The sequence below is a fragment of the Flavobacterium sp. W1B genome (assembly GCF_047344965.1).
Taxonomy (GTDB): Bacteria; Bacteroidota; Bacteroidia; order Flavobacteriales; family Flavobacteriaceae; genus Flavobacterium.
In genome coordinates, this window is record NZ_CP178845.1 from 1,663,908 (window position 1) to 1,686,215 (window position 22,308).

The following is a 22,308-nucleotide window of genomic DNA, read 5'->3' on the forward strand; positions in this document are numbered from 1 at the left end:
AAATCAAGAGAACTTAATGGCCATACTCCAAGGTTATTTTTAAATTGTTTTAACCTAAAGAATTATTAGATAATTCTTAATTGTTGTTTGATGCTTTTCATATCTGTTTTGTGAACTAGCGCTGAGTGAGTCAAAGCTAATTTACGTTTTTTAGATTTTTTAGTCAAGATGTGACTTTTAAAAGCATGCTTTCTTTTAATCTTTCCAGAACCAGTAACTTTAAAACGTTTCTTGGCGCTAGATTTGGTTTTCATTTTAGGCATTTTTTCCTAGTGTTTTAATTTATTCTTACTTACTTATATCTTCAAAAGCTCTAGGCTTTAAGCTTTAGGCTTTATGCAAAAGTTTACTAACATATTTGCTTATTGCTTATTGCTTACTGCTTATTGCAAATAATTATTTTTTCTTCTTCGGAGCAATGAACATAATCATTCTCTTTCCTTCTAGAATTGGCATCGCTTCCACTTTTCCAAATTCTTCCAAGTCTGTAGCTAATCTCAATAATAAGATTTGACCTTGGTCTTTATAAATGATAGAACGACCTTTAAAGAATACAAATGCTTTTAATTTAGCACCTTCTTTCAGGAATTTTTCAGCGTTCTTTCTTTTAAACTCATAGTCATGCTCATCTGTTTGAGGGCCAAAACGGATTTCTTTAACAGTTACCTGTGTAGATTTCGCTTTAAGGACTTTGTCACGTTTCTTTTGTTCGTAAACAAATTTCTTGTAATCCATGATCTTACAAACTGGCGGCTCTGCATTAGGCGAAATCTCAACTAGATCTAATTCAAATTGATCAGCTAATCTTAAAGCCTCCGAAAGTTTAAAAACTCCTGGCTCAATATTTTCACCTACAAGTCGTACTTCTTGTACACCACGAATAAGATTGTTTATTCTGTGTGCATCCTTTTTTTCTACGCGAGGTTGATAACCTCTGTTGCTTCTAATTGCTATGACTTTATAATTTAAGTTAAACTGTAAATACTTTTAATGTCTTGTTGATCTCTTCGTTTACTATCGAAGCAAATTCTTCTATTGTAATGCTGATATTCCCTTTTCCTTCCTGTCCGTGGCGACGGATTGAGATTGTCCCGTTTTTTTCTTCTTCCTCCCCTACAATCAACATGAATGGGGTTTTTTGCATTTCAGCATCTCTAATTTTCTTGCCTATCGTCTCATTTCGGTTGTCAATGAGGGCGCGAATTTCGTGATTTTCTAGCAAATCTAAAACTTTTTTGGCATATTTTTCATATTTCTCGCTCAAAGACAATATTATAGCCTGTTCTGGCATTAGCCAGAGTGGGAAATTTCCTGCTGTGTGTTCCAATAGTATAGCAATAAAACGCTCCATAGAACCAAAAGGTGCTCTGTGAATCATTACAGGTCTATGTAATTCATTGTCAGATCCTTTATAGGTTAGTTCAAAGCGTTCTGGCAGGTTGTAATCTACCTGAATTGTGCCTAATTGCCATTGTCTTCCTAAGGCGTCTTTTACCATGAAATCTAACTTCGGACCATAGAAAGCAGCTTCGCCATATTCAACAACGGTATTTAGTCCTTTGTCGGCTGCAGCGTTGATAATTGCATTTTCAGCTTTCTCCCAGTTTTCGTCGCTTCCTATGTATTTGTCTCTGTTTTCTTTGTCTCTTAATGAGATTTGGGCAGTAAAGTTTTCAAAACCTAACGAACCAAAAACATATAATACTAAGTCGATTACTTTTTTGAACTCTTCGTCCAATTGTTCTGGTGTACAGAAAATATGTGCGTCATCTTGAGTGAAGCCACGAACGCGCGTTAAACCGTGTAATTCGCCACTTTGTTCGTATCTGTAAACAGTTCCAAATTCAGCATAACGTTTTGGTAGGTCTTTGTAAGACCAAGGTCTTACATTGTAAATTTCACAGTGATGAGGGCAGTTCATTGGTTTTAATAAAAACTCTTCGCCTTCGGCTGGAGTGCTTATCGGTTGAAAACTGTCGGCTCCGTATTTTGCATAATGACCAGAAGTTACATATAATTCTTTTTGACCAATATGTGGAGTAGCTACTTGTTCGTAACCTGCTTTTTTCTGTGCTTTTTTCAAAAACTGCTCTAGACGTTCTCTCAATGCAGCTCCTTTGGGTAGCCATAATGGTAAGCCTTGACCTACTTTTTGTGAAAAAGCAAACAGTTCTAATTCTTTGCCTAATTTTCTGTGATCACGACGTTTTGCTTCTTCAAGTAAAGCAAGATATTCGGTTAAGTCTTTTTGTTTCGGAAATGAAGTTCCGTAAACACGAGTTAACTGTTTGTTTTTTTCGTCTCCTCTCCAGTAGGCGCCTGCAACGCTCATAACTTTCATGGCTTTGATAATTCCGGTATTAGGAATATGTCCGCCGCGACATAAGTCGGTAAAAGTATCATGATCACAAAAAGTAATTGTTCCGTCTTCAAGGTTCGAAATCAATTCTGTTTTGTAAACATTGTCCTTGTATAGTTCTAGTGCTTCTGCTTTTGTAACAGGGCGTAATTTAAATTCATGTTTTCCTCTTGAAATTTCAAGAACACGATCTTCTATTTTTTTAAAATCAGCTTCTGTGATCTTTTGATCTTCAAAATCTACATCATAATAGAATCCATTAGAAATTGCAGGTCCAAGTGTTAATTTGATACCAGGATACATTTCTTCAAGAACCTGTGCCATGACGTGTGAGGTAGAGTGCCAAAAGGCTTTCTTTCCGCCTTCATCATTCCATGTATATAATATAAGGCTACCGTCCGTTGTTAAAGGCGTGGTCGTTTCAATGGTTGTACCATTAAAAGAAGCCGAAATTACATTTCTGGCAAATCCCTCGCTAATGCTTTTAGCAACATCCATCGGAGTTACGTCTGGCGCAAACTCTTTAACTGACCCATCGGGCAAAGTAATCTTAATCATTGTTTGTTAATTTAAGATTGCAAATATATGGCATTACAAAAATACATACAATAGAATGTTAAGGTTTGTTATGTATTAATAGGTGTAAAAAAGATGTTTTGACTTTAATATTGTAATGATAAGGTGTGTTTGATTTGTTTTTGGGGGGTATTTCTTGTTCTCGATCCCGAAACATCGATGCTGGATGCTTTGATTTGTGTAATAGTGTTTGGGATTTTGGTTGCTATCGGTGCTAGGGAAGTGGTTTTAGGGAGGAAATGTTCTCAGTTCGGGTTCTGAATGTCTTCGTTGGTTGTTGAAAACAGAATTAAGTCCTCTTAATTTGAATCAATACTTATAATCCCTATCCTTATTATAAGGTAGTGTTGATTGTTAAAAAGCCTTGTTGGAGCTGTGTTTTCGCCGCCTAGCAACATAATAAGGTTGTAATCCGTGAAACGCTAAAAAAACTTTTAATTCCAAAGTTCGGGTTTTCAGTGATTTAAAATTAAAGTTAATAAAAGTTAAAAAAAAGGTGTTTAAAAAGCTTGTATAACGGTATAAAGGTTCTACTTTTGCACCCGCAACAGCGACAAACGTTCATTAAAACACTGACAGCGATTATTTGATTTAGGGATTTAGTTTTCTAAAATAAAACTCAAAAAAAGCTTGTGAGATTTGAATTTGCTTGTTATCTTTGCACCCCGCAAAATACGCAAAGTTCTTTGAGAGATTGGTAAGAGAGAATAAAGAAAACGAAGTTTTAAAGCTTCAAAAAAACTTTAAATTTTTCTTGCGAGATTAAAAAGAAGTTGTACTTTTGCACCCGCTTCGAGAAACACATTTAGATGTGAAGAACGAGACGAAAAAACGATAAGACACGTTCCTAGACATATTGAATTGACAGCCGTTTTAAGAGAGATCTTAAAACAAAAGAATAAGAGTAATAGAATCGATAGATTTGAAAAAACCGATAGATCTTCAGTCGAATAAAAACAGAGAATCATTTATGGTTCTCGCATAATATACGATGAAGAGTTTGATCCTGGCTCAGGATGAACGCTAGCGGCAGGCTTAACACATGCAAGTCGAGGGGTATAGTTCTTCGGAATTAGAGACCGGCGCACGGGTGCGTAACGCGTATGCAATCTACCTTTCACAGAGGGATAGCCCAGAGAAATTTGGATTAATACCTCATAGTATTATAGGATGGCATCATTTTATAATTAAAGTCACAACGGTGAAAGATGAGCATGCGTCCCATTAGCTAGTTGGTAAGGTAACGGCTTACCAAGGCTACGATGGGTAGGGGTCCTGAGAGGGAGATCCCCCACACTGGTACTGAGACACGGACCAGACTCCTACGGGAGGCAGCAGTGAGGAATATTGGACAATGGGCGCAAGCCTGATCCAGCCATGCCGCGTGCAGGATGACGGTCCTATGGATTGTAAACTGCTTTTGTACGAGAAGAAACACTCCTTCGTGAAGGAGCTTGACGGTATCGTAAGAATAAGGATCGGCTAACTCCGTGCCAGCAGCCGCGGTAATACGGAGGATCCAAGCGTTATCCGGAATCATTGGGTTTAAAGGGTCCGTAGGCGGTTTAGTAAGTCAGTGGTGAAAGCCCATCGCTCAACGGTGGAACGGCCATTGATACTGCTAAACTTGAATTATTAGGAAGTAACTAGAATATGTAGTGTAGCGGTGAAATGCTTAGAGATTACATGGAATACCAATTGCGAAGGCAGGTTACTACTAATATATTGACGCTGATGGACGAAAGCGTGGGTAGCGAACAGGATTAGATACCCTGGTAGTCCACGCCGTAAACGATGGATACTAGCTGTTGGGAGCAATCTCAGTGGCTAAGCGAAAGTGATAAGTATCCCACCTGGGGAGTACGTTCGCAAGAATGAAACTCAAAGGAATTGACGGGGGCCCGCACAAGCGGTGGAGCATGTGGTTTAATTCGATGATACGCGAGGAACCTTACCAAGGCTTAAATGTAGATTGACCGGTTTGGAAACAGACTTTTCGCAAGACAATTTACAAGGTGCTGCATGGTTGTCGTCAGCTCGTGCCGTGAGGTGTCAGGTTAAGTCCTATAACGAGCGCAACCCCTGTTGTTAGTTGCCAGCGAGTCATGTCGGGAACTCTAACGAGACTGCCAGTGCAAACTGTGAGGAAGGTGGGGATGACGTCAAATCATCACGGCCCTTACGCCTTGGGCTACACACGTGCTACAATGGCCGGTACAGAGAGCAGCCACTGGGTGACCAGGAGCGAATCTATAAAACCGGTCACAGTTCGGATCGGAGTCTGCAACTCGACTCCGTGAAGCTGGAATCGCTAGTAATCGGATATCAGCCATGATCCGGTGAATACGTTCCCGGGCCTTGTACACACCGCCCGTCAAGCCATGGAAGCTGGGGGTGCCTGAAGTCGGTGACCGCAAGGAGCTGCCTAGGGTAAAACTGGTAACTAGGGCTAAGTCGTAACAAGGTAGCCGTACCGGAAGGTGCGGCTGGAACACCTCCTTTCTAGAGCTTGAATGTTAGTAGCAATACACTTTCAAGAAAGAAGACGAAAAGAGATATTGGAAAAATATCTAAAGAATTTATTACTCTTGCTGTTAGTTCAAATAATACAATTTAAGAATAAGAGTGTCTCGTAGCTCAGCTGGTTAGAGTACTACACTGATAATGTAGGGGTCGACAGTTCGAGTCTGTCCGAGACAACTATTTACACTTAAATACAAAGAAGAATCTAGAGTTAGCAATTCACAACTCATTTGGATGTAAAGTAAAGTTACTGAAAACTGAATACTGAACACTGCCAACTGTATTGGGGGATTAGCTCAGCTGGCTAGAGCGCCTGCCTTGCACGCAGGAGGTCAACGGTTCGACTCCGTTATTCTCCACAAATCAGTTGATTTGGTTTTTTGGTCATTCGTTTATTCGAATCACGAATCCATAAATCCACAGATAACCGTTCATTGACATATTGAGATAAGAAAAATATTAAAAAGTAGAAAGCGTTTTTTACTATTTATAGTAAAAGACAAACAAAAACGGTCTTAATTAAATTTAAGATTGGTACAATAAGCAAAATAAGGGCGTATGGGGGATGCCTTGGCTCTCAGAGGCGATGAAAGGCGTGATAAGCTGCGAAAAGCTACGGGGACGGGCACACACCGATTGATCCGTAGATACCTGAATGGGGCAACCCACTATGTTGAAGACATAGTACACCGATAGGTGGGCAAACCCGCTGAACTGAAACATCTAAGTAGGCGGAGGAGAAGAAAACAAAAGTGATTCCGTAAGTAGTGGCGAGCGAACGCGGATTAGCCCAAACCAATGTTGTTACGGCAATGTTGGGGTTGTAGGACCACGACATTTCTTGCACAAGGAACTAGAATCTACTGGAAAGTAGAACCAAAGAGGGTGATAGTCCTGTATAGGTAACGAGTGTAAAGGATAGTGGTATCCTGAGTAGGGCGGGGCACGTGAAACCCTGTCTGAATTTGGCGGGACCATCCGCTAAGGCTAAATACTCCTGAGAGACCGATAGTGAACCAGTACCGTGAGGGAAAGGTGAAAAGAACCGTGAATAACGGAGTGAAATAGATCCTGAAACCATACGCTTACAAGCGGTCGGAGCCCTTTCGTGGGGTGACGGCGTGCCTTTTGCATAATGAGCCTACGAGTTAACGTTGCTGGCAAGGATAAGTGGTTAAGCCACGGATCCGTAGCGAAAGCGAGTCTGAATAGGGCGCTTTAGTCAGTAGTGTTAGACGCGAAACCGTGTGATCTACCCATGGACAGGTTGAAGCTGTGGTAACACACAGTGGAGGACCGAACCCGTTGACGTTGAAAAGTCTTGGGATGATCTGTGGGTAGGGGTGAAAGGCCAATCAAACTCGGAAATAGCTCGTACTCCCCGAAATGCATTTAGGTGCAGCGTTATGCGTAAAGTTATATAGAGGTAGAGCTACTGATTGGATGCGGGGGCTTCACCGCCTACCAATTCCTGACAAACTCCGAATGCTATATAATGTTTCATAACAGTGAGGGCTTGGGTGCTAAGGTCCAAGTCCGAGAGGGAAAGAACCCAGACCATCAGCTAAGGTCCCCAAATATATACTAAGTTGAAAGAACGAGGTTTGTCTGCCCAGACAGCTAGGATGTTGGCTTGGAAGCAGCCATTCATTTAAAGAGTGCGTAACAGCTCACTAGTCGAGCGGACGAGCATGGATAATAATCGGGCATAAGTATATTACCGAAGCTATGGATTTAGAGTTTACTCTAAGTGGTAGGGGAGCATTCTAACAGGGTAGAAGGTGTATCGTAAGGTATGCTGGACTGGTTAGAAAAGAAAATGTAGGCATAAGTAACGATAATGCGGGCGAGAAACCCGCACACCGAAAGACTAAGGTTTCCACAGCTATGCTAATCAGCTGTGGGTTAGTCGGGACCTAAGGCGAACCCGAAAGGGACAGTCGATGGACAACGGGTTAATATTCCCGTACTACTGTTAACTGTGATGGGGTGACGGAGTGATGAAAGTGCCGCGAACTGACGGAATAGTTCGTTGAAGTACCTACCTATAAGACCCGCAGGCAAATCCACGGGTTTTGGGGAAATACGATAGTACTCGGCGTCTTCGGACAAAGAGATAGTGCACCTAAGGGCTTCCAAGAAAAACCTCTAAACTTCAGGTTAATAGTACCCGTACCGCAAACCGACACAGGTAGTCGAGATGAGAATTCTAAGGTGCTCGAGAGATTCATGGCTAAGGAATTAGGCAAAATAGACCCGTAACTTCGGGAGAAGGGTCGCCAGCAGCAATGCTGGCCGCAGTGAAGAGGTCCAGGCGACTGTTTATCAAAAACACAGGGCTCTGCAAAATCGTAAGATGAAGTATAGGGCCTGACACCTGCCCGGTGCTGGAAGGTTAAGAGGAGATGTTATCTTCGGAGAAGCATTGAATTGAAGCCCCAGTAAACGGCGGCCGTAACTATAACGGTCCTAAGGTAGCGAAATTCCTTGTCGGGTAAGTTCCGACCTGCACGAATGGTGTAACGATCTGGACACTGTCTCAGCCATGAGCTCGGTGAAATTGTAGTAACGGTGAAGATGCCGTTTACCCGCAGTGGGACGAAAAGACCCTGTGCACCTTTACTATAGCTTAGTATTGACCTTGGATAAATGATGTGTAGGATAGGTTGGAGACTGTGAAGTGGCGTCGCTAGGCGTTGTGGAGTCATTGTTGAAATACAACCCTTTGTTTATCTGAGGCCTAACCCCGTTTTGCGGGGGACATTGCTTGGTGGGTAGTTTGACTGGGGTGGTCGCCTCCAAAAGAGTAACGGAGGCTTCTAAAGGTTCCCTCAGTACGCTTGGTAACCGTGCGTAGAGTGCAATGGCATAAGGGAGCTTGACTGAGAGACATACAGGTCGATCAGGTACGAAAGTAGAGCATAGTGATCCGGTGGTTCCGCATGGAAGGGCCATCGCTCAAAGGATAAAAGGTACGCCGGGGATAACAGGCTGATCTCCCCCAAGAGCTCATATCGACGGGGGGGTTTGGCACCTCGATGTCGGCTCGTCACATCCTGGGGCTGGAGAAGGTCCCAAGGGTTGGGCTGTTCGCCCATTAAAGTGGCACGCGAGCTGGGTTCAGAACGTCGTGAGACAGTTCGGTCTCTATCTACTGTGGGCGCAAGAAATTTGAGTGGATCTGATTCTAGTACGAGAGGACCGAATTGGACAAACCTCTAGTGTATCTGTTGTCACGCCAGTGGCACCGCAGAGTAGCTACGTTTGGAAGGGATAAGCGCTGAAAGCATATAAGCGCGAAACCCACCACAAGATGAGATTTCTTTTAAGGATCGTGGGAGATGACCACGTTGATAGGCTATAGATGTAAAGGCAGTAATGTCATAGTCGAGTAGTACTAATAATCCGTAAGCTTATGTACACCTTTTCCTCCGGGGTAACCCGGAGGAAGAAACTTTCTAAATAAATACTTTTTTCTTTATCTCAGTATGTTAAGATATTGTGTAATGTTGATCCATAAATAATGGATTACCCATTGCAAAACGACCTTAAGGTGGTTATTGCGGCGGGGCTCACCTCTTCCCATCCCGAACAGAGAAGTTAAGCCCGCCTGCGCAGATGGTACTGCAGTTATGTGGGAGAGTATGTCGTCGCCTTTCTTTAGAAAAGCCTGTCTGAAAAGACAGGCTTTTTTGTTTTTATAGCATCGAAGTGTTTGTCTAAGGGCTCGGTTCGACGTATTTGTTTAATCTGGACCTGTTTTAGATTCTGTAAAACCCTCTATCCAATCGGATAGAGGGTTTTTTTGATTGGAATCATTAAATCTGAAGCTTATTCTGATGTTTTCAAGCAAGTAGGTTTGAAGTTTAATTTGTATTTTTACGACCTATATAAAGTATATTATGAAAAAATTAATTTTATTTTTTGCATTTATTAGTATTGCAAATGTTTATGCGCAAGAGCGCCCTAAATTAGTCATCGGAATTGTTGTGGATCAAATGAAAATGGAATATTTATATCGTTTTTCGGATGATTTTACCAGCAATGGGTTTAAGCGATTGATGAACAACGGCTATACCTTTCAAAATATGCATTATAATTATATGCCTACTTATACTGCGCCGGGACATGCTTCTATTTATACAGGAGCAACTCCTTCGATACATGGAATTGTTGGTAACGAATGGTTCAGCAGGACTTTAGGAAAAGAAGTATATTGTACGGATGACGCTTCGGTAAAAACCATCGGAAACGGAACTAAAGAGGAAGGGGAAATGTCTCCTAAAAATTTACAGAGTACTACAATTACCGATGAATTGCGTTTGGCTACCAATTTTAAAGGAAAAGTTATCGGATTGAGCATTAAGGACCGTGGTGCTATATTGCCGGCAGGACATTTTGCCAATTGGGCTTTTTGGTATAGCAAAACAGGAGATTTTGTTTCCAGTACTTTCTACGGCGAAAAGTTGCCTGATTGGGTTACAAAATTCAATTCTGAAAAGAGATACATGCCTTATATTAATAAAGGGTGGGACTTATATAAATCGAAGGACACTTATAATGAGAGTTTAGCGGATGATAATCCTTATGAAGGCAAATTATACAATAGTGCTGCTCCAGTTTTTCCATATAATTTAAAAGAAATGTATGCTAAAAATGATGCAGGTGTATTGAGATCAACTCCTTTTGGGAATGATCTTGTGGCTGAATTTGCAATGAAAGCTATTGAAATGGAAGAATTAGGTAAAGATAATGTTACAGATTTTTTAGCTGTTAGTTTTTCTTCTACAGATTATATTGGGCACTTATTAGGACCGCGTTCTATGGAATTGCAGGATACTTATTTGAGGCTGGATCAAACCATAGCAGATTTCTTAGTTTATCTTGATAAAAAAGTAGGCAAGGATAATTACCTGCTTTTCCTTACTGCTGATCATGCTGGAGCTGAAAACGTTAATTTTCTAAAAGATAATAAGTATGGTGTGAGAAGTGTGAGTCCAAGAGATATTAGAACAAATTTAAAAGATTTCTCAGTGAAGACTTTTGGAGCTGACTTAATTTTGAATTATTCAAGTTTCAATTTGTTCTTTAATAAAGAGACAATCAAAAATAAGAATCTTGATTTGAGTACTGTTAAAGCGGCTTTTAAAAGCTATTTAATGTCTCAAGATTATGTAAAGAAAGTATATACCGAAGAAGAGATTTTGAATTCTACCGGTAATGATTATTTTTTAAATTTTGTTGTAAAAGGATATGATGTTACTCAAAACGGAGATCTTGTTATTTTAGACAAACCGGGTTATATTGAGTATTCAGGTACGGGAACTTCTCATGGCACACCTTACAGCTATGATACGCATGTGCCTGCTATTTTCTATGGCTGGCATATTAAAAAAGGAGAGTCTTACCATAAAAAGAATATCACAGAAATAGCACCTACACTTGCTCAGAAATTGAAAATCACATTCCCTAATGGAACTGAAGCCAACGTTTTGGAAGAAGTTTTGAAGGACTAAAACATACTAATTTTGATAAAAAAAATCCCGTAAATAATTTTACGGGATTTTTTTGTGTTAGACTGTTGCAGCTGCAATAGGTAATGGAATTTGATTTTTTAATAAATCTTCAAAATTTTCTTGTTTGCGTATCAAGTGACCTTCTCCATTTATCCACAATACTTCTGCGGGTTTGTAACGAGAATTATAATTGGATGCCATAGAAAAACAGTAAGCACCAGCATTTCTAAAGCACAATATATCGCCTTCTTTTATTTCAGAAATTCTTCTGTTATTTGCAAAAGTATCTGTTTCACAAATATATCCTACAACAGAATAAAAACGTTCTTTACCTTTCGGGTGTGAGATGTTTTCAATATGATGTTGGGAACCGTAAAACATTGGTCTGATTAGGTGATTAAATCCACTATCTATACCTGCAAATACTGTTGAAGTAGTTTGTTTTACCACATTTACTTTAGCCAAAAAGAATCCGGCTTCGCTTACCAAGAATTTTCCAGGTTCGAAGATTAATGTTAGATCTTTTCCATATTCAGTACAAAAAGCATTGAATCTTTTGGATAGTTTTTTCCCTAGTTCTTCAATATCAGTTTCGATATCATCTTTTTTATAAGGCACTTTAAATCCGCTTCCGAAGTCTAAAAACTCTAAGTTTTTGAATTTTTTTGCTACATCAAATAAGATTTCGGCTGCATATAAAAATACTTCGATATCCAAAATGTCGGAACCCGTGTGCATGTGGATTCCCACAATATTCATTTTTGTATTTTCGACAATACGAAGTAAATGAGGTAATTGATGTATTGAAATACCAAATTTACTATCAATATGCCCAACAGAAATGTTAGTGTTTCCACCAGCCATCACGTGTGGGTTTATACGGATACAAACGGGAACGGTTGGATGTTTTGTACCAAATTGTTCTAATATAGATAAGTTGTCAATATTGATTTGAACTCCCATGGCATTTACCTCTTCTATTTCTTCTAGGGAAACTCCGTTTGGAGTATAGAATATTTTGTCCGGAGCATAGCCAGCATGAAGTCCTAATAATACTTCCTGAATTGATACCGTGTCAAGACCAGCTCCCATTTCTTTTATTAATTGAAGTATGGCAACATTTGAAAGGGCCTTCATTGCATAATTGATGCGTAACTTATCTACTTTTGAAAAAGCCTTAGTTAATCTATTGTATTGAGATTGTATTTTTTCGGCATCGTAAACATATAAGGGGTTGCCAAATTGTTCTGCTAATTGTAGTAAGTCTTTTGCTTGCATTTTTATTAATTTTTAGCAAATTTATTATTCTTTATTGATTCTGCAATGGAGTTTTTTGAATTCTAACAAATTCTAACAAAGTGTTATAATTTAAACAATTTGTATTTTTGTGCTTAAGTTTCAATTTCTTAAAATGTAGAGAGGCTGTCTAATATATTTATAGACAGCCTCTTTTTGAATTTGAATTCAATGTTATAAACTTGGTAGATCACCATTTCCTTTTGTTGGCAAGTTTGTAGATCCCATTAAAAATAAATCGACTTCTCTTGCAGCTTCGCGACCTTCTGAAATTGCCCAAACAATTAAAGATTGTCCACGACGCATATCACCAGCAGTGAAAATATGAGGGACATTTGTTTGATAATTTGTTGCTTTATAATTGCTTCTAAAATCTACTTCCAATCCCAATTGATCGCTTAACGTTTTTTCAGGACCAGTAAAACCTAAAGCCAGTAAAGCTAAATCGCAAGGCCAAATTTTTTCTGAACCTTCTTTTTCTATCAATTCAGGTCTTTGTCCCGGTGTCATTTTCCAAGCTACTTCAACGGTTTTTAAGCCGACAAGTTTCCCTTTTTCATTAGCAATGAATTCTTTGGTGTTAATTAACCAGTTTCTATTACAGCCTTCTTCATGTGATGAAGATGTTTTTAGTTGCAAAGGCCAAAATGGCCAAGGAGTAGTTTCACTTCTTCCAACGGGTGGTTTTGGTAAAATTTCAAAATTGGTAACTGATTTTGCACCCTGTCTGTTAGAAGTTCCAATACAATCAGAACCAGTATCTCCACCTCCAATAACAATTACATCTTTGCCGGTTGCCATTATTTGATTCTCAATTTTCTCGCCGTATAAGACTTTTGTTTGTTGCGTCAAGAAATCCATCGCCTGAACAACACCTTTGCTTTCAATTCCTGTTGTAGGTAAGCTTCTTCTTTCTGTAGCACCACCACATAAAACTATAGAATCAAATGCATTCAGTTCTTCAATGTTATAATTTACTCCGACATTTACATTCGTTTTAAAAACAATTCCTTCAGCCTCTAAAATAGCTACACGTCTATCGATAATTCCTTTTTCAAGTTTAAAATTCGGAATCCCATAACGCAATAATCCACCAATAGCATTGTCTCTTTCAAAAACTGTAACTGTATGTCCGGCACGGTTTAATTGTTGGGCAGCTGCTAAACCTGCAGGACCAGAACCAATAACTGCAATTGTTTTTCCGGTTTTTTTTACCGGAGGTTGTGGTTTAATCCAACCTTCTGCAAAGCCTCTTTCGATGATATTTTTTTCAATATTCTCGATGGCTACAGGCTCTTTAATAATTCCTAATACGCACGATTTTTCACAAGGTGCAGGACATAAACGACCCGTGAATTCGGGGAAGTTGTTTGTGGATTGCAAAATTTCTAATGCACTTTCCCACTCTTCCTGATGTACCATGTCATTAAAATCAGGAATCAAATTTCCCAATGGACAAGCACTATGGCAGAAAGGAATTCCACAATCCATGCATCTTGAACCTTGTTCTTTAATCTTATTTTTTGCTAATGGAATTGTAAATTCATTGTAGTTTGAAACACGTTCTTTAACTTCTAGATTACTTTCGTCAGTTCTATTATATTCTTTAAATCCACCTATCTTTCCCATGACTATGCTATTAGTTCTTCAATTTGTTTTTCTTCTGTTATTCTTTGCAATGCTTTTTTGTAATCTGTAGGCATTACTTTGATGAAATACCGTTGTTCGTTTTCCCAATTTTCTAAAATACGTTTTGCTAATGGGCTACTTGTATATAAGCTGTGGTTTTTAATCAAACGCCTCAACTTAATAAAATCATCCTCTTCCATTGGGTCAAATGCAATCATTTCCATGTTGCAAGAATTAGAATCGAATTTTTTATCCTTATCGTATATGTAAGCAACGCCACCGCTCATACCCGCTGCGAAGTTTCTTCCGGTTTTTCCTAGGATAACGACAGTTCCGCCAGTCATGTATTCGCAACCATGATCTCCAATTCCTTCAACAACAGCCGTTGCGCCAGAATTTCTTACACAGAAACGCTCACCAGCCATCCCATTAATATAAGCTTCCCCAGTTATGGCTCCATAAAGGGCGACGTTACCAATAATAATATTTTCTTCAGGTTTGAATGTTGCTGTTGGAGGAACTTTGATAATTAATTTTCCTCCAGAAAGCCCTTTTCCTAAGTAATCATTACAGTTACCGTGGATTTTAAAGGACAATCCATTAGTAGCAAATGCGCCGAAACTTTGACCTGCTGAGCCTTCAAAATCAACAAGAATAGTGTCGTCAGGTAATCCTTGTGCGCCATAAATCTTAGAGATTTCATTACTCAAAATAGCACCAACAGAACGGTCTGTATTTTTAATTTTAAAGAAAACTCTTGTTTTTTCTTTTCTATAAATAGAAGGAATAGCTTCTTTGATGATTTCAAAATCAAGAACATTTTCTAGTGCATGGTCTTGAGTTGTTGTGTTGTAATTTGGGACAGTTTTAGCTTTTTCAGGTTTGTATAAAATAGTCGATAAATCTAATCCGTTTGCTTTATAATGTTTAATCGCTTTATTTACATTTAATTTTTGGGATTGTCCAACCATTTCTTTCAAGGTTCTAAATCCTAATTGAGCCATTATTTCTCTCAATTCTTCAGCAATAAAGTACATAAAGTTGATGATGTGCTCTGGAGTTCCTTTAAAATTTTTTCTTAATTCAGGATCTTGGGTAGCAATTCCCACAGGGCAAGTATTCAAATGACAAGCTCTCATCATAATGCATCCAGATGCCACTAAAGGAGCAGTTGCAAAACCAAATTCTTCGGCTCCAAGTAAGGCTGCGATGGCTACATCACGTCCTGTTTTTAACTGTCCGTCACATTCTAAAACCACTCGACTTCTTAAATCATTCAGGATTAATGTTTGTTGTGCTTCCGCCAATCCAAGTTCCCAAGGAATACCGGTGTGTTGTAAGGATGTTAACGGTGCAGCACCGGTTCCTCCATCGTATCCTGAAATCAAAATCACATCTGCTTTTGCTTTGGCAACACCGGCAGCAATTGTTCCAACACCAACTTCGGAAACTAATTTCACATTGATTCTTGCTTCACGGTTGGCATTTTTTAAATCAAATATCAGTTGAGATAAATCCTCAATCGAATAAATATCATGATGTGGAGGAGGAGATATTAGCCCAACATAAGGTGTTGAATTACGTGTTTTAGCTATCCAAGGCACTACTTTTTCAGCAGGTAATTGTCCGCCCTCTCCAGGTTTAGCACCTTGAGCCATTTTAATTTGGATTTCTTTGGCATTGGTCAAATAATTAATTGAAACGCCAAATCTTCCGGATGCAACTTGTTTAATAGCACTATTTCTAGAATCCCCGTTTAGGTCTTTTTGAAAACGCTGCGGATCTTCTCCTCCTTCTCCAGAGTTGCTTTTTCCGCCAATTCTATTCATTGCAATCGCCAAGTTTTCATGAGCTTCCTGGCTGATAGATCCATAAGACATGGCACCTGTTTTGAATTTTTTCACAATCTCTGTCCAAGGTTCTACTTCATCAATAGAAATTGGGTCTAAATTATTGAATTCAAATAATCCTCTGATAGTCATTAAATTTTCACTCTGCTCATTGACCATAGTTGAGTATTCTTTATAACTTTCCGGACTGTTTAGTCTAACAGCTTGTTGCAGTTTAGAAATAGTGGTTGGATTAAACATGTGTTTTTCCCCGTTTCTTCTCCATCTGTAAATACCTCCAATTTCTAATGGTAATAAGTTGGCGATTTTTGAATATGGAAAAGCTTTTTGATATCTTTCTTTAATTTCTTTCTCTAATTCTATCAAACCAATGCCTTCAATTCTGGAAGGAGTATAAGGGAAATATTTAGAAGTGAATTTTTTATTTAATCCTAGAATTTCAAAAATTTGAGCCGCTCTGTACGAGTGTAGGGTTGAAATACCAATTTTATTCATGATCTTCAGAATCCCTTTTGCAATTGCTTTATTGTAATTGACAATTGCATAATCGGCTTTTACGTTTGTAATATGACCTTGGGTTACCTGATTGTAAATAATTTCATTTACTAAATAAGGATTGATTGCGCTTGCACCATAGCCAAATAATAAGGCAAAATGGTGCGGTTCACGCGGCTCAGCAGATTCAATTATAATTCCGAATTTAGAACGTACTTTTAGAATGTTTAAAGAGTGGTGGATGTAAGAACAAGCTAACAACATTGGTATTGGAGCCATTTTTTCGCTCACGCCTCTGTCAGATAATATGATGATGTTGTGTCCTTCTGTAACTGCTTTAAAAGTGGCTTGAACGCATTTTTCTAAAGCTCTTTCCAATCCATTTACTCCTTTTTCTATTTTGTACAAAGTAGAAATAGTTGCTGTTTTAAAATCAGGGTGGTCAATGTTTTTAATTTTATCTAAATCCTCTTTTGAAATAACGGGATTCTGTATTTTTAATTTCTTGCATTGTTTTGATTCGATGTCAAAAATGTTAAAATCTCCACCAACAGCCAAACTGATATCTGTAATAATTTCTTCGCGGATACCATCCAAAGGCGGGTTTGTTACTTGGGCAAATAATTGCTTAAAATAGTTATACAACAATTGAGGTTGTTCAGAAAGCACTGCTAGTGGCGTATCATTCCCCATTGAGCTAATAGCTTCTGCGCCGCTGGAACCCATCGGATTGATGATAGTTTTTACATCTTCGATGGTGTAACCAAACAAGCGAAGTCTAGTTTCGAAATCAGCACTTTCAACAGGATTGGGGTTGTTTAGATAAGGTACTTTGGCTAATGGCAGTAAATTTTCATTTAGCCATTTTCTATAAGGACGTTTCGTTACAATTGCGTTTTTTATTTCATCATCTTCAATGATTCTGCCTTCATTCATATCAACAAGGAACATTTTTCCAGGCTCCAATCTTCCGTGTTGCACCACATCTTCCGGCTTGATGTCAAGTACGCCGATTTCTGATGACATGATTACAAAACCGCTTTTTGTGAGTGTATAACGTGAAGGACGCAATCCATTTCTGTCTAATAAAGCACCAATAACATTACCATCAGTAAAAGGAATTGAGGCCGGACCGTCCCAAGGTTCCATGATGCAAGAGTTGAATTCGTAGAAAGCTTTTTTCTCATCAGACATGGTTTGGTGTTTTTCCCAAGCTTCAGGAACAACCATCATCATTGCTTCGGGTAGCGTTCTTCCTGTCATTAGTAGCAGTTCAATGACCATATCCATAGAAGCTGAATCGGATTTTCCTTCTAATATTATAGGGAATAATTTTTTAATATCATCGCCAAAAATGTCGCTTTGCATTAGCTCTTCACGAGCACGCATTCTGCTTATATTCCCACGAAGTGTATTGATTTCCCCATTGTGACACATATAGCGGAAAGGTTGTGCTAATTCCCATGAAGGAAAGGTGTTTGTCGAGAAACGTTGGTGAACCAATGCAAGTCTTGTTACTAAATCATCATCAGATAAGTCTGTATAATAGCTGCTGATGTCTTCCGGCATCAACAAACCTTTATATATGATTGTTGTTGTTGAAAAACTTGAAAAATAGAACATGTGGCTTTCTGAAATTTTTGAATTTAGAATGGCATGTTCTGCTATTTTTCTGGCAGCAAATAATTTAGCGTTGAATTGTTGTTCGGTTAATTCCAAACCATTTTTACCAACAAACACTTGTTTTACGGTGGGTTCTTTTTCGGCTGCGATTTGTCCTAGATTTGAAACATCAACAGGGACATCTCTCCAGCCTATTATATTCAATTTTTGATCTCGGACGGCAGTTTCAAAAGTTGTTTTACAAAAATCAACCTGGTTTTTCTTTTTGGGTAAAAAAACCATCCCCACTGCATATTCTCTTGTTTCTGGAATTTCAAAATCACATACCTTTTTAAAAAAATCATGAGGAATGTCAAACAATATTCCTGCTCCATCTCCAGTCCTACCATCAGAACTCACAGCTCCTCGATGCTCCAGTTTTATTAAGATATCGAGTGCTTTATGAATAATATCATTAGACTTAATTCCATTTAAATTACAAATAAATCCTGCGCCACAGTTGTCGTGTTCAAATTCCGGCAAATAAAGGCCTTGTTCTTTAACTTTCATGCTTGGTTTTTTTATACAAAAATAAAGGTTTTGTTAAATATAATTTATTAAATATGTGTTTTGGATGTGTTTTTGTGTATGATTTAAAAAAACTGTTCAATAAATGATAATGTTGTTTTTTATGTGTGTCTGAATTGATAAATTAATAATGCTGTTTTTAGCTAAGAGGAAAAAATTGCGACAATCAATCAAATGTGATTAGTTATCCTCCGTAATCTCAAACGATATAGTGTTTTAGAGATGCTTTTAAGTTATTGAAATCACTTAAAAAGAGGGTGGTCGCTAAGGCTTAAAACGGGTTCGTTTTAAGGCTTATATCTAAAGCATTTTAAAATAGCAAAAAGATTTCTCTGTTTAGATGAATTTTGCTATTTTTGCAGCACTTATATTCTGAAATAAATTCAGGATTCAGACAAATTCTATATTATGAACATACACGAATATCAAGGAAAAGAAATTTTAGCTAGCTACGGAGTTCGCATTCAACGCGGAATTGTGGCTAATAGTCCAGTAGAAGCGGTTGCTGCTGCAAAACAATTAACTGCCGAAACGGGAACGAGTTGGTATGTTGTAAAAGCTCAAGTTCATGCAGGTGGACGTGGAAAAGGTGGTGGAGTTAAACTTGCCAAAGGAATCGACAAAGTAGAAGGAATTGCAAGCGAAATCATCGGAATGCAATTGGTAACACCTCAAACTTCAGCCGAAGGTAAAAAAGTTCACAAAGTATTAATTGCTGAAGATGTTTATTATCCTGGCGAAAGCGAAACTTCTGAGTTTTATGTTTCTGTTTTATTGAACAGAGCTACAGGTCGCAATATGATTATGTATTCTACTGAAGGTGGAATGGATATTGAAGAAGTTGCTGAGCACACTCCACATTTAATCTTTACTGAGGAAGTTGATCCTGCTGTTGGATTACAAGGTTTCCAAGCAAGAAGAATTGCTTTTAACTTAGGCCTTTCTGGAAATGCTTTCAAAGAAATGGTTAAATTTATTGGTTCTTTATACAATGCTTACATTGGATCTGATGCTTCAATGTTTGAAATTAACCCTGTTTTAAAAACATCTGATGATAAAATTTTAGCTGTTGATGCTAAAGTTAATATCGATGATAATGCATTATACAGACAAAAAGCGTATGCTGAGATGCGTGATGTTCTTGAAGAAAATCCAATCGAAGTAGAAGCAAAAGAAGTAGGATTGAACTATGTAGATCTTGATGGTTCTGTAGGATGTATGGTAAACGGAGCTGGATTAGCAATGGCAACTATGGATTTAATTAAGTATGCTGGTTTTGAGCCTGCAAACTTCCTTGACGTAGGTGGAACTGCTGATGCAAAACGTGTAGAAACTGCTTTCCGTATTATCTTGAAAGATCCAAACGTAAAAGCAATTTTGATCAACATTTTTGGAGGAATCGTTCGTTGTGACCGTGTTGCTCAAGGAGTTGTTGATGCTTACAAAAATATGGGAGATGCGATTAGAGTGCCAATCATTGTTCGTTTACAAGGAACGAATGCTGCAATTGCAAAAGAATTAATCGATAATTCAGGAATGCCAATTTTATCTGCTGTTGAATTCCAAGAAGCAGCTGATCAAGTAAAAGCGGCTTTATCTTAATGTAAAAATGATGAGACGCGCCGCAGTGCGTCTCTACGATATTATAAAAAAATCCTGTTTGCCGTGGCGAACAGGATTTTTTAGTTTTAAGAAAAATTATTTAATGCCAATTGCTTCGTAGCCTCTTAATAGAATCCTGTTTTTATTATCTAAATTTTTTTTCGTTTTTACCAAGATATTAATTATATCAAATTTGATGTCGCTTTTTCTTAAATTGTAAAAAACATCTGAGTTGGTAACTTCTACGTTTAAAATATAGTTGCGGTCTAATTTTAAAGTTTTAATATTGTCTTTTATAAACTCTCCATTTACCATATAAATGACATCGTTACTTTTGATTTTGGTAAATTCAGATTTTATTTGTTCCAAACTTATAAAATCGTATTTCTTAGGGTTTTTGGAGGTTATAAGAATCTGTCCATGATATAATTTGCCATTTATTATAATATTTTCTTTTTCAACATTTACGGATTCAATTTCTTCCGGATTAAAATAATTGATAGTGTTTTTAGTAACCAAGTTTGAATCTAGAAATATAGCTATTTCTTCAGTTTTATTACTTTGCCCAAAAAATAGTGTAGTGGTGAGTAACAGTGAGATGGTTAGTATTAATTTCATTTTTGGGAGATAAATTATTTTAAAGGAAATTAAATATACAAAAAAAATCCTAAGTCTAAACTTAGGATTTTTTATTCTTTCCGAAATTGTATTTCACTTTTTCAACCACTTGAACTTTTGAATTTCCTTTAGGATATTGTTTTTTCGAAGGTTTCTTAGCGGCTGGCTTCGATTTTGAAGGAGCTTCGTCACCTCTTGATTTTTCCTCGTCTCTTGGTTTTGCTTTAAATTCGGGTCTGTCTTTAGAACCTTCTTTTGCCGGTATTTGAGCCTTGTGTTTTGCCAAAACATCATTTGGATTTTTTGGATTTTCTTTGGTTCCACGTAAGTGAATCACCAATCCGTTCAGGAAGTTACGCAACACTTGGTCGCCGCATTCCATATAATTTTCATGTTTTTCATCACGGAAAAAAGCACCCAATTCTGATTTGGTGATTCTGAAATCTACCAATTCTAATATTTCAACTATTTGATCATCACGCAACATTAAAGCTACACGAAGTTTTTTAAAGATATCGTTGTTAGTCATTTTTATATTTTTTACAAAGGTACGTTTTTAAAGCAATTGGATCGGTATATTTTTTAAGCATCAAATTGGATTGTATCTTTTAGTTCAACTCCTGTGCCGTTGGTTTCAGAATAAATGATTTTTCCATCCACAATTGTTACGCCTGTGGCAATATCTTCTTTCAAGAGCAAGGCTCCGTCCATATCTACATAATCCAAAACCGGCAACAAATGTGCAATGGCTGAGATTCCTACGGATGATTCGGTCATGCAACCCACCATTGTTTTTAATCCTAATTTTTTCGCTTCTTTAATCATTCTCCTTCCGGGAGTGATTCCGCCACATTTCATCAATTTGATGTTTACACCATGAAAATGGCTGTAGCATTTAGCTACATCTTCTTCGATAATACAACTTTCGTCAGCTATGATTGGTAAAACAGAATGTTTAAAAACTTCCTTGTGCGCTTCCCAATCATCAGCTTTTATGGGTTGTTCCAGAAATTCTACGCCTAGTTTTTTTAATTCGATTGCATTATTAATGGTTTCATTAACTCCCCAACCACAATTGGCATCAACTCTAAAAATGGAATTAGAATGTTTGCGTAATTCTTTTACAATAGTAATATCTTCTGCTGTTCCTAGTTTTATTTTATAAATAGGCCAAGGCAGTTCTTTCATTTTTAAAACCATTTCCTCTATCGAGGCAATTCCGATAGTGTAATCAGTCAATGGATTTTTTTCGGTGGTATAGTTCCAAAGTTGGTATAGTTTTTTTTCTTTTTTTCGAGCATACAAATCGTTAAATGCAATGTCCAAAGCGCAAAGCGCAAACATATCGTGCTTTAAATAAGGATATATTTTTGTCCAAAAATCTTCGGGAGTTTCATTGTCTGAAGATTCAATCAAAACCCGAATTTTATCTAAATTCTGTACCATCATTGGTACAGTAATATTGTAATAAGGATTGGAGGTTGCTTCTCCGTATCCTGAGAATTCCCCACTTTTTAATTCTACAATTAATGATGGTTGTGTATCAATTGATTTTCTGGAGATTGTAAAAGTGTGTTTTAGTTTGAGGTCGTATGCTCTTATTATTAATTCCATATTTTATTGTAGGAGTGTGATTTTGGATAAATCAGTTGTG

11 protein-coding genes, 2 tRNA genes and 3 rRNA genes are annotated in these 22,308 nt (G+C 37.9%); 7 read left to right on the forward strand and 9 right to left on the reverse strand.

The features are described 5' to 3' along the window. Positions 1 to 65: 65 nt before the first annotated feature. The 3 genes from rpmI to thrS all read right to left on the reverse strand — a co-directional run bounded on the left by rpmI (position 66) and on the right by thrS (position 2,917). The gene (gene rpmI / locus ACMDB5_RS07245; protein ID WP_022827375.1) at positions 66 to 263 is read right to left on the reverse strand and encodes a 50S ribosomal protein L35; all 198 of its coding nucleotides are present in this window, start codon (positions 261 to 263) and stop codon (positions 66 to 68) included. 133 nt (positions 264 to 396) lie between these two features. Further along, positions 397 to 954 (reverse strand): translation initiation factor IF-3, encoded by a 558-nt coding sequence (gene infC, locus ACMDB5_RS07250; protein WP_414000369.1) that lies wholly within the window; start codon positions 952 to 954, stop codon positions 397 to 399. 16 nt (positions 955 to 970) lie between these two features. Further along, positions 971 to 2,917 carry a threonine--tRNA ligase gene (gene thrS, locus ACMDB5_RS07255; RefSeq protein ID WP_414000334.1) on the reverse strand — a complete coding sequence of 649 codons (1,947 nt, stop codon included), beginning with the start codon at positions 2,915 to 2,917 and terminating at the stop codon, positions 971 to 973. A gap of 1,006 nt (positions 2,918 to 3,923) precedes the next feature. On the opposite strand from thrS, the gene ACMDB5_RS07260 reads away from it, so the two are divergent. The 6 genes from ACMDB5_RS07260 to pafA all read left to right on the forward strand — a co-directional run bounded on the left by ACMDB5_RS07260 (position 3,924) and on the right by pafA (position 10,974). Further along, positions 3,924 to 5,437 (forward strand): 16S ribosomal RNA (locus ACMDB5_RS07260). A gap of 124 nt (positions 5,438 to 5,561) precedes the next feature. Then, positions 5,562 to 5,635 (forward strand) — tRNA-Ile (locus tag ACMDB5_RS07265). Positions 5,636 to 5,743: 108 nt separating this feature from the next. Continuing rightward, positions 5,744 to 5,817 (forward strand) — tRNA-Ala (locus ACMDB5_RS07270). A gap of 178 nt (positions 5,818 to 5,995) precedes the next feature. After that, positions 5,996 to 8,879 (forward strand): 23S ribosomal RNA (locus tag ACMDB5_RS07275). Between the two features lie 128 nt (positions 8,880 to 9,007). Beyond that, positions 9,008 to 9,117: ribosomal RNA gene (gene rrf, locus ACMDB5_RS07280) — 5S ribosomal RNA — on the forward strand. The 16S, 23S and 5S rRNA genes sit together here with 2 tRNA genes alongside, the layout of an rRNA operon. 243 nt (positions 9,118 to 9,360) lie before the next feature. Continuing rightward, positions 9,361 to 10,974 (forward strand): alkaline phosphatase PafA, encoded by a 1,614-nt coding sequence (gene pafA / locus ACMDB5_RS07285; RefSeq protein ID WP_414000335.1) that lies wholly within the window; start codon positions 9,361 to 9,363, stop codon positions 10,972 to 10,974. Positions 10,975 to 11,031: 57 nt separating this feature from the next. Here the strand turns inward: pafA and lysA are convergent, their stop codons facing one another. The 3 genes from lysA to gltB form a co-directional block, all read right to left on the reverse strand. Further along, entirely contained in the window at positions 11,032 to 12,252 is a 1,221-nt protein-coding gene (gene lysA / locus ACMDB5_RS07290; protein WP_414000336.1) for a diaminopimelate decarboxylase, read from the reverse strand. A 192-nt stretch (positions 12,253 to 12,444) separates the two neighbouring features. Continuing rightward, the gene (locus ACMDB5_RS07295) at positions 12,445 to 13,899 is read right to left on the reverse strand and encodes a glutamate synthase subunit beta (protein ID WP_414000337.1); all 1,455 of its coding nucleotides are present in this window, start codon (positions 13,897 to 13,899) and stop codon (positions 12,445 to 12,447) included. 2 nt (positions 13,900 to 13,901) lie between these two features. Further along, positions 13,902 to 18,416, reverse strand: coding sequence for a glutamate synthase large subunit (gene gltB / locus ACMDB5_RS07300; RefSeq protein ID WP_414000338.1), 4,515 nt, complete (start codon positions 18,414 to 18,416; stop codon positions 13,902 to 13,904). Between the two features lie 426 nt (positions 18,417 to 18,842). On the opposite strand from gltB, the gene sucC reads away from it, so the two are divergent. Further along, complete coding sequence (gene sucC, locus ACMDB5_RS07305; protein ID WP_414000339.1) at positions 18,843 to 20,036, forward strand: ADP-forming succinate--CoA ligase subunit beta; 1,194 nt, start codon at positions 18,843 to 18,845, stop codon at positions 20,034 to 20,036. A 96-nt stretch (positions 20,037 to 20,132) separates the two neighbouring features. On the opposite strand, the gene ACMDB5_RS07310 is transcribed toward sucC, so the two are convergent. The 3 genes from ACMDB5_RS07310 to ACMDB5_RS07320 all read right to left on the reverse strand — a co-directional run bounded on the left by ACMDB5_RS07310 (position 20,133) and on the right by ACMDB5_RS07320 (position 22,268). Beyond that, entirely contained in the window at positions 20,133 to 20,654 is a 522-nt protein-coding gene (locus tag ACMDB5_RS07310; protein ID WP_414000340.1) for a hypothetical protein, read from the reverse strand. Positions 20,655 to 20,715: 61 nt separating this feature from the next. Next, positions 20,716 to 21,183, reverse strand: a complete 468-nt coding sequence (locus ACMDB5_RS07315; RefSeq protein WP_414000341.1) for a DUF1456 family protein — start codon at positions 21,181 to 21,183, stop codon at positions 20,716 to 20,718. 53 nt (positions 21,184 to 21,236) lie between these two features. Further along, positions 21,237 to 22,268, reverse strand: a complete 1,032-nt coding sequence (locus ACMDB5_RS07320) for a dipeptide epimerase (protein WP_414000342.1) — start codon at positions 22,266 to 22,268, stop codon at positions 21,237 to 21,239. Positions 22,269 to 22,308: the final 40 nt, after the last annotated feature.

What these genes read in the sequence shown, in the direction of transcription:
- ACMDB5_RS07320 (WP_414000342.1), bottom strand. Translation starts at nt 22,268, where the DNA reads ATGGAATTAATAATAAGAGCATACGACCTCAAACTAAAACACACTTTT.
- ACMDB5_RS07310 (WP_414000340.1), bottom strand. Translation starts at nt 20,654, where the DNA reads ATGAAATTAATACTAACCATCTCACTGTTACTCACCACTACACTATTT.
- thrS (WP_414000334.1), bottom strand. Translation starts at nt 2,917, where the DNA reads ATGATTAAGATTACTTTGCCCGATGGGTCAGTTAAAGAGTTTGCGCCA.
- ACMDB5_RS07295 (WP_414000337.1), bottom strand. Translation starts at nt 13,899, where the DNA reads ATGGGAAAGATAGGTGGATTTAAAGAATATAATAGAACTGACGAAAGT.
- rpmI (WP_022827375.1), bottom strand. Translation starts at nt 263, where the DNA reads ATGCCTAAAATGAAAACCAAATCTAGCGCCAAGAAACGTTTTAAAGTT.
- ACMDB5_RS07315 (WP_414000341.1), bottom strand. Translation starts at nt 21,183, where the DNA reads ATGACTAACAACGATATCTTTAAAAAACTTCGTGTAGCTTTAATGTTG.
- lysA (WP_414000336.1), bottom strand. Translation starts at nt 12,252, where the DNA reads ATGCAAGCAAAAGACTTACTACAATTAGCAGAACAATTTGGCAACCCC.
- sucC (WP_414000339.1), top strand. Translation starts at nt 18,843, where the DNA reads ATGAACATACACGAATATCAAGGAAAAGAAATTTTAGCTAGCTACGGA.
- pafA (WP_414000335.1), top strand. Translation starts at nt 9,361, where the DNA reads ATGAAAAAATTAATTTTATTTTTTGCATTTATTAGTATTGCAAATGTT.
- gltB (WP_414000338.1), bottom strand. Translation starts at nt 18,416, where the DNA reads ATGAAAGTTAAAGAACAAGGCCTTTATTTGCCGGAATTTGAACACGAC.